The sequence below is a fragment of the Bifidobacterium pseudolongum subsp. globosum genome, assembly GCF_000741295.1.
Lineage (GTDB): Bacteria > Actinomycetota > Actinomycetes > Actinomycetales > Bifidobacteriaceae > Bifidobacterium > Bifidobacterium globosum.
Window position 1 is genome coordinate 608676 of record NZ_JGZG01000005.1, and the last position, 11599, is coordinate 620274.

Consider the following 11599-nt stretch of genomic DNA (forward strand, 5'->3'; position numbering starts at 1 on the left):
GGCCATGCTGCCCCATACATGACAAGAGCGGCCGCCACGATTGTGGCGGCCGCTCTATTGGTTGAGCTCAGTCTTGCTCAGCGCACTCAGTGCTCGATGTCGATGACGACATCGCCCGGCTGCACGTCCTGGTCCGCATGGGGCGTTACGCGGGTGAGCGCGGCGGTGTTGAGCACGGTCATGAGTGTGGTGGTGCTGTAGCCTGCGGCCGTGACCTTGTTGAAGTCCACGTCCACGAGCTTGTCGCCCACGTTCACACGCTGGCCCTGCTTGACGGCGACGGTAAAGCCGTCGCCGTTCATCTTGACCGTGTCGATGCCCACATGCACGAGCACCTCAACACCGTCATCGGTCTTGATGCCGAACGCGTGGCCGGTCTCGGCCACCGTGCTGAGCACACCGGCGAGCGGCGCGTACACGGTGCCGCCGTTGGGCTGGATGCCCACGCCCTCGCCAAGCGCGCGAGACGCGAACACCGGGTCTCCGCACTCGTCGAGCGAGATCACGTGGCCGGCGAGCGGCGAATAGACGTGGCCGGTCGGCTGTACCGGGGCGTCTTCACGGGCCGCGGCGGCACCGGCGGCTGACGTCTCGTCGGCGGGCAGCAGATTGTCATCCTCATGCGTTTCGGTGTTTTCCACCGCGGCGCGGTTCGCCGGCGTCTCGGTGGTTTCGTCGGCCTGCACGGCCTGCACGCGGGCGAGCACCTCGGCCTTTTCCTCAGGCGTGCGGTAGTCGAACGTGACGACCATGAACATCGAGACGAAGAACGCGATCGCGATCGCGAGGCCGTAGACCCACATCTGGTTGAAGACCGGCACCGTGAGCAGCGACGTGAACGCGAACGCGGTCGTGGTCACACCGTGCACAACTTCGCCATTCTCCAAGGTGGACGGGAAGAGCCAGCCGAGCACGGCGATGGAGATGCCGCCGGCGGCGCAGCCCACAAGCATGCGGCTGTACATCTTCTTGAAACGCAGATGGATGCCGTAGAGCGAAGGCTCGGAGACGCCGCCGAACAGACCAGCGGCGAGCGCGCCGATCGAGGTCTGGCGCATTTCGGTGTCATGGTCACGCAACGCCAGGATCAGCACGCCGGCGGTGGCACCGAAGCAGGCGAAGTTCCACGTGCCCATCGGGCCCTGGATGAAGTCGTAGCCCATCGTGTCGATGTTGATGAGCATGAGGGCGTTGAGCGGCCAGTGCAGGCCGAGCGGCACGAGGAACGGATAGATCATCGGGATCAGCAGCGCGAAGATGAATGGCGCATGCGAGTTGAGCCATGCCAGGCCCACGCCGAGCCAGTTGCCGATCCACACGCCGAGCGGGCCGACGAGGAACGCGGTGAGCGCGCCGACGATGACCATGCACAGGAACGGCACGAACACGAGCTGCACCGAATCCGGGATGATCTTCTTGAGCCCGTGGTAGACGAGCGCGAGCACGGCGGCCATGAGCAGCGGTACGAACACGTTGCCGCTGTAGTCGCTCAGCTGCATCGGCATGCCGAAGACGGTGGTGGTGCACTGCTGGGTGCCGACGACGCTCTGCGAGCAGTGGGTTTCGGCCCAGTCGGTGCTCATGAGGCTCATGAACGACGGCGTCATGAGGGCGGCCATGATCGCGCCGCCGAGCCACGGGTCGACGTTGAGCTTCTTGGACGCGTTGTAGGCGATCATGATGGGCAGGAAGTAGAACACGCCCTTGTACAGCGCCTGCACGAAGACCCATGTCGGCGACTGTGTCTCGCTCTGGATCCAACCGCATGCGATGCACACGTTGATGATCGCGATGATGAGCGACGCGCCGAGCAGCACGCCCAGGATCGGGCGGAACGAATCGGACAGGTATTCGAAGAACGAGTCGAGCCACGCCACCTTGCCGCGGGCCTTGGAGCGGGCGGCCGCCTTGACGTCGGCGTTCGACATGCCCGCGGTGGAGCCACCGGCGGCCTTGGCCGGGGCGCCGGATGCCACACGCTGCATCTCGGGCAGGTTCATGATCTGGTTGTAGACATTGGCGACGCCGCCGCCGATGACCACCTGATAGCGGTCGCCGCTCTGCGGGACCGCGCCCAGCACACCTTTCATGTGCTGGAGCTCGTTCTGGTTGACCTTTCCCGCGTCAACCAGTTCGAAACGAAGGCGAGTGGCGCAGTGCGTCAGGCTCTTGACGTTGTCCGGGCCACCGATCGCAGCAATGATCTGCGAAGGTAACGAGTCAGCCATCGTTCATCCTTTCCTCTTGTGATTATGGTCGCCAACGAAGCCCCATTGCCGCGTGGCGGACGATCCGAGATGGCACAGTACGCCTCAGTGCCGTAATGAAAAATCGGACCGGACGTCCCAGCAACCAGCCTCGTGGAATCGTTTCCAGTCTACTCGTTTCGGCTTTCACGCCCTCCGCCAAAAGTCAAACGGTATGCGGCATCACGTGCTCATTTTGATTATTTTGTTGTTTTTCGTGAGCCCTGAGGCTAATGCAATCGATTTCATCTCTTCGCCATCGGCTAAACTTTGATACTGCCGCCTGTCGTGCCTCCGCACGGTAGGCTGGAGCAGTCCATCGTTACAGATTGATTGAAGGTTGTATGGTTGCACAGAACGCGGGTATGCCCGCCACTCCAGCAGATCTTATCGACGTCGATGAAGTCATCGGCAAGTACTACGACGTGGTGCCGGACCCATCCGTACCCGAGCAGCGCGTCATCTTCGGCACCTCGGGCCACCGCGGCTCGTCGCTGAAGACCTCGTTCAACGAGGCGCACATCGTGGCGATCACGCAGGCCATCGCGGAATACCGCAAGGCCGCCGGTGTGACCGGCCCGCTCTACATCGGCCGCGACACCCACGCGCTGAGCCTGCCGGCGTGGAAGACCGCGATCGAGGTGCTCGTGGCGAACGGCGTGCGCGTGCGCGTCGACTCCCGCGACGACTACACCCCCACCCCTGTCGTCTCCCAGGCGATCCTGACGCACAACCGCGCGGCGGACGGCACCCAGCGCTTCGAAGGCGCCGATCTGGCCGACGGCATCGTCGTGACGCCTTCGCACAACCCGCCCACCGACGGCGGTTTCAAGTACGATCCGGTCACCGGCGGCCCGGCGCCGTCCGAGGTGACGAACGCTATCGCGAACCGCGCGAACGAGCTGCTCGGCGACTTCAAGAGCGTCAAGCGCGTGCCGTTCGAGCAGGCCATCAAGTCCGACCTCGTGGAGCGCTTCGACTTCCGCGAGCACTACGTGGACGATCTCAAGAACGTCATCGACTTCGACGTGATCCGCAACTCCGGCGTGCGTCTGGGCATCGACCCGCTCGGCGGCGCCTCGGTGAACTACTGGCCGCTCATCAACGAGAAGTACGGCCTGAACATCGGCGTCATCCGCCCCGAGGTCGACCCGACGTGGCGTTTCATGACGATCGACCACGACGGCAAGATTCGCATGGACCCCTCGTCGCAGTACGCGATGAAGGGCCTCGTGGACGAGCTCAACGCCGGCGCATGGGACAAGTACGACTTGGTGGGCGGCACCGACCCGGACGCCGACCGCCACGGCATCGTCTGCCCGAACTGGGGCGTGATGAACCCGAACCACTACCTGGCCGTGTGCGTCGAATACCTGTTCGGCGGCAACCGCCCCGACTGGCCGGCAGGCGCCGGCGTGGGCAAGACGCTCGTCTCCTCCTCGCTCATCGACCGCGTGGCCGCGGCGATCGACGCGCATGTCGTCGAGGTGCCGGTCGGCTTCAAGTGGTTCGTCGACCCGCTGTTCACCGGTGAGGTCGCGTTCGGCGGCGAAGAGAGCTCCGGCATGAGCTTCCTGCGCTTCAACGGCCGTGTGTGGACGACCGACAAGGACGGCCTGATTCCCGACCTGCTCGCCGCGGAGATCACCGGCAAGACCGGCAAGAACCCGGCGCAGCTGCACCAGGAGCAGGTGGAGCGCTTCGGCGAAAGCTGGTACAGCCGCATCGACACGCCCACCACCCTTGAGCAGAAGCAGAAGTTCGCGAACCTCAATGCGGACGATGTGACCGCCACCACGCTCGGCGGCGAGGACATCACCGCGATCCTGACCAAGGCCCCGGGCAACGATGCGCCGATCGGCGGCATCAAGGTCGTGACCGAGGACAACTGGTTCGCGGCCCGCCCGTCCGGCACCGAGAACATCTACAAGGTCTACGCCGAGTCGTTCGTCTCCCCCGAGACGCTCGACTCCGTGCTCGACGAAGCCACGCAGGTCGTGGACAACGCCCTCGGCGAGTGATCCACCCCGCACGGCACCGCCGTGCAACGTACTGAAGCAACGCCCAGACCCGGCCATCCGCGCCGCGTGTCTGGGCGTTGCCGTTGGTGCGGGCAGTGCCTGGCCGTACAGTGGAGGGCATGACGATCACTGTTTCCACTGATGGATCCGCCCTCGGCAATCCCAACGGGCCGATGGGCTGGGCATGGGCCGACCACTCGAGCCAGGGCGAGCACGCGCACACCGGCGATTGCGACGCCGGCGGCGCGACGAACGGCACGAACCAGATCGGTGAACTGTGCGCGGTGTTGATGGCGTTGCGCGCGCACCCGGGCAGCGAGCCGCTCGTCATCGAAACCGACTCGCAGTACGCGATCAACTGCGCCACCAAATGGGTGCACGGGTGGAAGAAGAACGGCTGGAAGAACTCGAAGAAAGAGCCGGTGAAGAACGCGGCGGTGATCAAGGCGATCGACGCGGAACTGCGCGCACGCGAAGGCTCGGTGCGCTTCCAGTGGGTCAAGGGGCATGCGGGCAACGCCGGCAATGAGAGGGTCGACGAGCTCGCGCGCACCTACGCCGAGGACTGTAGGTCGGGCGTGCGCGACGGCTACCTGCCGCGCGAAGGCTGGCAGTCGCTGCTCGATTCGCAGTACGCGCGTGGCACCGACGTGCCGATGGACGCGCAACTGCTGCTCGACGGCGATCTCGACCGCGCCAAGTATGTGGCTGGCCGATGCATCGGCGGCGCGGCAAGCGAGACGGAGGCGCCGAGCGAACCACATGATGCGAACGAGCAGCCGGCCGCGCCCGCGCAATCCGCGCAGCCGCAGAGCGCTGACTCCGCGCCCGTCGACCCTGTGCGCGACACCGACCCCGCACAGCCTGCCAAACCCGCACAATCTGCACAGCCGGCCGAATCTGCGCAATCCGTGCAGCCCGCCGAACCACTGCTGCGGCACAGCGGGCTGCATGTGAGCGGCGAGGTGCGCTTCACTCCTCCGCCTCAGTCGAGCCCGCATTTCGACGGCCGTCCGCGCCGTGTGCGCGGCTATATCGAGGTCGACGGACTGGTGAACGGCGACGGCACGTTGACACTCGAAGGCGCGCCGTTCCTCGTCTACCAGTCGTGACGTGCACGCGGCAATCCGCCACCCACATATGAAACCAAGCGTGAAACACGGGAGCCTGCGCGTTCTGTTGGCTCGGTTAGTATGGGAGGCAGTGCGCGGGGCGATTCCGCGCCATGATTCGCATAAAGGAGCGTTATGGACAAGGCACAACAGGATGCGATGAAGAAGGAAGCCGGCATCGAAGCCGCCAAGCTCATCACCGACGGCATGATCGCAGGTCTGGGCACCGGTTCGACCGTGCGGTTCCTCGTGGACGAGCTCGGCCGCCGCGTGCAGGAGGAGGGCCTCGACTTCACCGGCGTGACCACTTCCCGCCGCACGCAGGAGCAGGCCGAAGGTTACGGCATCAAGATCGTGAACATCGACGACGTGGACCACATCGACCTCACGATCGACGGCGCCGACGAAGTGGACGCCAACTTCAACGGCATCAAGGGCGGCGGCGCGGCCCTCCTGTGGGAGAAGATCGTGGCCGTCAATTCCAACAAGATCGTGTGGATCGTGGACGAATCCAAGGTCGTGGACGTCATCGGCAAGTTCCCGCTGCCGGTCGAGGTAATCCCGTTCGGCTGGTCGCACGTGTTCAAGCGCCTCGACGAGCGCGGCTACAAGCCGGTGCTCCGCCTCGACGCCGAAGGCGAGCCGGTGCGCACCGACGAGAACAACTACGTGATCGACCTGCACCTCGAGCGCATCGACGACCCGCAGGCGCTGGCCCAGGACCTCATCAACATCGTGGGCGTTGTGGAGCACGGCCTGTTCCTCAACATGGTCAACGAAGTGATCGTGGGCAGCCCGGACGGCCCGCGCGTGCTGACCAACCCGAACAAGTGAGCCGGTCCAGGCACTGACCGACAGCGACACAGAACGCAGGAGGCCCCCAAATCATTGGGGGCCTCCTGCCATATACGCTTACATCAGCTGGTAAAGACTACTTGCGCTGGTGGCGAGTCTTACGCAGCAGTTTGCGGTGCTTCTTCTTGCTCATCCGCTTGCGGCGCTTCTTGATGACCGAGCCCATCTCAAGCCTCCGTTCCATATACTCGAAAAGTTTGCAACTTGACACACTCTACACGGCTGAGCCGACTTTGCGCTTCAGCCACGCCCGGCTAGACCGGGAACAGCTTGTAGACCGCCTCCACGCTCGCCTGCGGTCCGGTGACGCGGAACACCACGGTGTCGTTGCGCCACAACGCAGTGGCTGTGCCGTCGCCACCCTTGCCGCCCACCACAACATAGCTGCCGGTGTTCTGCCCAGAGACCTTGATGTTGCCCGCGGCCAGCTGTTCGCCATCGAGTGCCTTGGCGAGTTTCTCGTACTGTGTTTCGGCCTCTTCGGCGTCGGCCCACTGGCCCATCAGCACGCGCACGTCCTTGGCTTGGTCGCCGTTGCCGTATGTGACCGCATATGCCTCGACCGGCGCGGCCGACTGCCATTCGTCGCTTGACTCGACCGCCCCGCGCACATAGTTCGACACATGCTCGGGCAGGATCTTGACGAGTTCGGACGCGTCGGACGGCAGCGGCTGCGCCGCGATCGTCGGCGTGGCCGAGGCGACCGCCGAGGGCACTTCGACCGGTGCGGGCGGCGTGCGCACCGCCCAGCCGGGCCAGCCGAATGCGCTGACGAGCGCAAGCACCACAATGATCGCGGCGGCGCACACGACCGCACGCGCCTGCGTGCGGTCCCCGACGTCTGCGGCGCCGGCTGTTGCGCGGTCCGTGCCGTGGTCTTCGCCGTGGCCCGTGCGCCCGTGCGCCGCGCAGGGGTTCCCGAAGTCTTTGCCATAGCCATCATCTTGGCACAGCCGCCTGACGCCTCTTGCGCATGACGCAGGCAGGCGCTACGTTTCGAATATGGCAAAGAGCAATGTGAGCTACGTGTGCACCGAGTGCGGCTGGACCGGGTCGAAATGGTACGGCCGCTGCCCCGAATGCGGCCAGTGGGGCACGATCGAGGAGTTCCGTGAGGCGAAGCCGAATCCGTCCACCACGCGCACGGCTGCTCCGGGCCGCACCGCGCGCACCACGGCGAGCGCGGTCGTCTCGAGCGCCGCGCAGCCGATCACGCAGATCAACACGGCGTCGGTGACGCGCATCCCCACCGGCTTCGGCGAATTCGACCGTGTGCTCGGTGGCGGCATTGTGCCCGGGTCTGTTGTACTGATCGCCGGCGAGCCGGGCATCGGCAAGTCGACATTGCTGCTCGAGACCGCGGGCAACGTCGCCAAAGCGAGCAGTGGCGCCGCGCAGCGCAACACCGTGCTCTATATTTCCGGCGAGGAGTCGCAGGCGCAGGTGCGGTTGCGCGCCTCGCGCATCGGCGCGGTCGAGGAGAACCTGCTGCTCGCCTCCACGACCGACTTGGCGACCGCGCTCGGCCTGATTGAGCAGCACAAGCCGGCCCTGGCGATCGTCGATTCGGCGCAGACGATCGTCTCGCAGGACGTGGATGGCATTTCGGGCGGCTCCACGCAGGTGCGCGAGGTGGCGAGCGCGCTGATCGACACGGCCAAATCGCTCGACGTGCCGGTGCTGCTGGTGGGCCATGTGACCAAGGACGGTTCGATCGCCGGCCCGCGCACGCTTGAGCATCTGGTGGATGTGGTGTGCCAATTCGAGGGTGACTCGCAGACCGCGTTGCGCATGTTGCGCGCGGTGAAGAACCGGTTCGGCCCCACTGACGAAGTGGGCTGCTTTGACATGAGCGGCGTCGGCATCGAGGAGGTGACCGATCCGGCTGGCCTGTTCCTCTCGTCCACCGACGCGCCCGTCGAAGGCACGTGCGTCACGTTCACGCTCGACGGCCACCGTTCGCTGCCGGTGGAGGTGCAGGCGCTCGTGACGAAATCAGTGCTGCCCACACCGCGCCGCGCCGTCAACGGCGTGGACACGAACCGCATCGCAATGCTCGTGGCGGTGCTGTACCGGCATGGTGGCCTTGCGCTGTTGACGAACGACCTGTACATCTCCACGATCGCCGGCGGCGTGGCCAAGGAGCCGGCGTGCGACCTGGCGGTCTGCGCGGCGTTGGCGAGCGCCGCGACGAATGCGCCAATCGCCAAGACCACGTGCGCGATCGGCGAGATTTCGCTCACCGGTCAGGTGCGCCCGGTGCCGCGACTGGAATACCGCCTGCGTGAGGCGGCCCGTTTGGGGTTCACCATGGCCATCGTGCCGCCGTTGCGCACGCCGGTGCACGTCGACGGCCTGACGATTGTGCCGGTGCAGTCACTCAAGGACGCACTGGAGGCCATGCGGCTCACGAAGCGCGCGAAGTGAGTTCCCTCGTCTCGTCCGCATTGCGCTTGAGTTCGGCCACCAAATCGTCCGCCGAATCGAATTTGATTTGCGGGCGCAGGAATCCCACGAATTCGCAGCGCACACGGTGCCCATACAGTTCGAGCCAGTCGTCGGTGAGCGCATAGGCTTCGAGCACGCGCTCGTCATGCCCGCTCTGCTCGTTGAACGTGGGTTTGCGGCCGATCGAGATCGCCGCCGGCCAGCGGTACGGCGAATGTTCGGCGAGCCGGTTCTCCACGCCGCCCGACGTGTACTGCTGCGAGATCGGCTCGGCGCCGGCTTCGGGCGCCTCGCTGTATGCACGCTGCGACTCGTCGTACTCATCGGCGGGGCCCAGGTCGATGAGCCAGCCGGCGTATACGCCGTCGACGGGCAGATAGCCATCGATTGGCGTCTCCACGTTCGCCGTGGGGAATCCGATTGTGCGCCCGCGTTCCTCGCCGTGCACCACGGTGCCTTCCACGCCGTGCGTGTGCCCGAGCACGTCATTGGCCGCCATGATGCGTCCCTGCCCCAGCAGCCACCGCACGTTCGTGGAGCTCAGCACGCGCACCTTCTTCGAGTTCAGCCGCTTCGTCAATGCGCGCTGTTCGGCTTTGTTCAGGCCCTCAAACGGGTCAGCGGGCTCGCCGCGGCCTTCGGGCATGCGCGGCGCGGCCTGCTGCGGCACGAACACGTGGCCGCCGTGGTCGGGCACCACCACGAGTTCGAACACGCCGGTGCCTTCGGCAAGCCGGCCGATCGACTCCACCGTGCCTTCCAGATTGGCGCCCATGCGCGCGTCCTCACCCAGCACGAGCGTGCGCATGCCGAGCTTGCCCACGAGCTGGCCCAGGAAGAAGCGGAACGACTTCGCCGCGAACTCCAGGTCGTAGCGCACGATCAACACGTAATCCACGTGCAGCGCGTTCATCATGCGCAGGCGTTCGTCCACGCCGGTGATCTTCTGCGTGTCCTGCACGTCGGACGTCGGCTCCATGCCGCCGTTCTTCGCGGCGTACACGTGCACGAACGCCGGGCGCGGATCGAACATGATCACCACCGAAAAGCACTTCTCGCGTTTCGCGATGCGCACGGTCTCCTTGATCACCGACTGATGCCCACGGTGCACGCCGTCGAACACTCCCACCGTGACGACCGATTTCTTCGACGCGCTCAGTGTGGGCCAAGCCACGGTGCCGGTGATGTCCGGCTGCAAACGAATGATGTTCAATTCATCTCACCTCTGGTAATGTGTGCCAATTGCTCAAGGTTGTCAGTCCCTGCCGGCCGGCGCGGGGAACACGGTCAGGGGCTTCAGCTCGCGCGCATTGGCGCGTTCCGCGATCGCCACGACGTCGCGCGTTGCCGGCACGACGGCCGCGCACGGCACGCCGCCCGGCAGCTGCGCCGGGCATGCGATGCGCCGGCCGAAGCGCAGGTCGCGAGCCTCGCCTTCGCCCACCTCCACGATGGGCAGCGCGCCGCGCACCGCGTCGATCATCGGCAGCGCGCGGCTGAGCAGCGCATGGCCGGTTTCGTCGAGCACCGCGCGGTTGCGCGTCACCATCACGCCTTCGCGGTTCGTGAACGTGCGTGATTCCACATGCGCATGCACCGCGCGCGGATCGTCGGCGCGGAATGCGCCGACCGCTTCGCGCCGCAGCCGTGTCAGATGCGCGCCGCAGCCGAACAGGTCGCCCAGATCGCGCGCCAAGGCGCGGATGTATGTGCCGGCGGAGCACTCCACCTCCACGTTCACGTCGAGCACCGGTGTGCCATCGGCCGCCGTGGCGGTGTGCGCGTCGAGCACGTCGAAACGCCTGATGGTCACCTCACGCGCCTTGAGCTCCACCTCGGCTCCTGCACGCGCCAGATCGTAGGCGCGCCGGCCGTTGACCTTGATCGCCGAATACGCGTTCGGCACCTGTTCGATGCGCCCGGTGAACGACTGTGCCACGGCCTCTCGCACGGCGCCGAGGTCCGGCAGCGGCGCGCCGGGCTCACCGGGCATGATCTCACCGTCGGCGTCGTCGGTCGTGGTGCGCTGGCCAAAGCGCACGGTGGCGCTGTAGGTTTTGCTGTGCTCCACAATGATGTTGAGCAGGCGCGTCGCATTGCCGAAGCCGACCACGAGCACGCCGGTGGCCATCGGGTCGAGCGTGCCGGCGTGGCCCACCTTGCGCATGTGCAACGCACTGCGCACGGCCGCCACCAGGTCGTGGCTCGTCACGCCCTGCGGCTTGTCGATGATCAGCAGGCCGGATTGTCCGGCTGTCGTTGCCGCCACGCGGGTCAGTCCTGCGCGCCGTCGATCGTGGACTGCGGGTCGAGTTCGGCCGGGTCCACCGGGTCGTCGTCGCTGCCGTCCACCGCGTCCTCGTCGTCGTCGAAGTCCTCGAGCTCCTCCACGGTCACCACGTCGCCGTCGTACTCGTTGCACTCGTCCTTGTCTTCGTGCTCCAGGCTCTCGATCTCGTCCTCGGTCTCATCCTCGTCGTCGTGCTTGTATGGGTCGGCTTCGCCCGCGTACTGCGCGTTCGCGCGCATGCGTGCGAGTTCCTCGTCGCGGCGGCGTGCGGCCACGATGATGTCGTCGATCTCGTGCGCCTCGCCCGGCACCTCGTCGAAGATGAACTGCAGCTGCGGGGTCAGGCGCAGGCCGGCCTTCGCGCCGACCATCGTGCGCAGGCGCCCGCGCGCCTGGCTGAGCGCGGTCTGCGCGCGCTTGCGTTCGCCCTCGTCGTTGCCGGTGTGCGAGATCGTGGTCCAATACACTTTGGCGAGCTGCAGGTCGTTCGTCACCTTCACGTCGGTGATCGTGACGTTCTTGAGCCGCTTGTCGTGCAGCGTGGATTCCATGTTCGAAGCGATGACGCGTTGGATCAGCGCCGCGATGCGCGCGGCGCGAGGATTCGTTCCCTGCATGATGTTCCTT

The 11599-nt window shown here is 65.9% G+C and carries 10 protein-coding genes; 4 read left to right on the forward strand and 6 right to left on the reverse strand.

Annotated elements, in window-relative coordinates:
* Nucleotides 1-86: 86 nt before the first annotated feature.
* Nucleotides 87-2228, reverse strand: coding sequence for a glucose PTS transporter subunit IIA (locus tag BPSG_RS04870; protein WP_026643554.1), 2142 nt, complete (start codon nucleotides 2226-2228; stop codon nucleotides 87-89).
* 362 nt (nucleotides 2229-2590) lie between these two features.
* On the opposite strand from BPSG_RS04870, the gene pgm reads away from it, so the two are divergent.
* The 3 genes from pgm (at nucleotide 2591) to rpiA (ending at nucleotide 6213) form a co-directional block, all read left to right on the forward strand.
* Nucleotides 2591-4267 (forward strand): phosphoglucomutase (alpha-D-glucose-1,6-bisphosphate-dependent), encoded by a 1677-nt coding sequence (gene pgm, locus BPSG_RS04875; RefSeq protein ID WP_022858249.1) that lies wholly within the window; start codon nucleotides 2591-2593, stop codon nucleotides 4265-4267.
* Nucleotides 4268-4386: 119 nt separating this feature from the next.
* Nucleotides 4387-5379 (forward strand): ribonuclease H family protein, encoded by a 993-nt coding sequence (locus BPSG_RS04880; RefSeq protein WP_026643553.1) that lies wholly within the window; start codon nucleotides 4387-4389, stop codon nucleotides 5377-5379.
* 135 nt (nucleotides 5380-5514) lie between these two features.
* Nucleotides 5515-6213 (forward strand): ribose-5-phosphate isomerase RpiA, encoded by a 699-nt coding sequence (gene rpiA / locus BPSG_RS04885; protein ID WP_026643552.1) that lies wholly within the window; start codon nucleotides 5515-5517, stop codon nucleotides 6211-6213.
* 97 nt (nucleotides 6214-6310) lie between these two features.
* On the opposite strand, the gene BPSG_RS08430 is transcribed toward rpiA, so the two are convergent.
* A complete protein-coding gene (locus BPSG_RS08430) occupies nucleotides 6311-6400 on the reverse strand; it encodes a 30S ribosomal protein bS22 (RefSeq protein ID WP_004268639.1) in 90 nt (29 codons plus the stop codon).
* An 88-nt stretch (nucleotides 6401-6488) separates the two neighbouring features.
* Nucleotides 6489-7043: a hypothetical protein gene (locus tag BPSG_RS04890; protein WP_026643551.1), complete on the reverse strand. Its 555-nt coding sequence runs from the start codon at nucleotides 7041-7043 to the stop codon at nucleotides 6489-6491.
* 193 nt (nucleotides 7044-7236) lie between these two features.
* Between BPSG_RS04890 and radA the strand changes: the two genes are divergently transcribed.
* The gene (radA, locus tag BPSG_RS04895; RefSeq protein WP_026643550.1) at nucleotides 7237-8661 is read left to right on the forward strand and encodes a DNA repair protein RadA; all 1425 of its coding nucleotides are present in this window, start codon (nucleotides 7237-7239) and stop codon (nucleotides 8659-8661) included.
* Here radA and ribF read toward each other — a convergent pair.
* From ribF to rbfA, 3 genes are read right to left on the reverse strand one after another with little or no spacing between them, the layout of a single operon-like run.
* Complete coding sequence (gene ribF / locus BPSG_RS04900) at nucleotides 8642-9895, reverse strand: bifunctional riboflavin kinase/FMN adenylyltransferase (protein WP_026643549.1); 1254 nt, start codon at nucleotides 9893-9895, stop codon at nucleotides 8642-8644. The two genes, radA and ribF, sit on opposite strands and share 20 nt — an antisense overlap.
* A gap of 42 nt (nucleotides 9896-9937) precedes the next feature.
* Entirely contained in the window at nucleotides 9938-10951 is a 1014-nt protein-coding gene (gene truB / locus BPSG_RS04905) for a tRNA pseudouridine(55) synthase TruB (RefSeq protein ID WP_026643548.1), read from the reverse strand.
* 5 nt (nucleotides 10952-10956) lie between these two features.
* Nucleotides 10957-11589, reverse strand: a complete 633-nt coding sequence (rbfA, locus tag BPSG_RS04910; protein WP_026643547.1) for a 30S ribosome-binding factor RbfA — start codon at nucleotides 11587-11589, stop codon at nucleotides 10957-10959.
* Nucleotides 11590-11599: the final 10 nt, after the last annotated feature.

Excerpts from the sequence above, each read along its gene's own strand:
- radA (WP_026643550.1), top strand. The coding sequence starts at position 7,237 with ATGGCAAAGAGCAATGTGAGCTACGTGTGCACCGAGTGCGGCTGGACC.
- BPSG_RS04880 (WP_026643553.1), top strand. The coding sequence starts at position 4,387 with ATGACGATCACTGTTTCCACTGATGGATCCGCCCTCGGCAATCCCAAC.
- rpiA (WP_026643552.1), top strand. The coding sequence starts at position 5,515 with ATGGACAAGGCACAACAGGATGCGATGAAGAAGGAAGCCGGCATCGAA.
- pgm (WP_022858249.1), top strand. The coding sequence starts at position 2,591 with ATGGTTGCACAGAACGCGGGTATGCCCGCCACTCCAGCAGATCTTATC.
- rbfA (WP_026643547.1), bottom strand. The coding sequence starts at position 11,589 with ATGCAGGGAACGAATCCTCGCGCCGCGCGCATCGCGGCGCTGATCCAA.
- BPSG_RS04870 (WP_026643554.1), bottom strand. The coding sequence starts at position 2,228 with ATGGCTGACTCGTTACCTTCGCAGATCATTGCTGCGATCGGTGGCCCG.
- BPSG_RS08430 (WP_004268639.1), bottom strand. The coding sequence starts at position 6,400 with ATGGGCTCGGTCATCAAGAAGCGCCGCAAGCGGATGAGCAAGAAGAAG.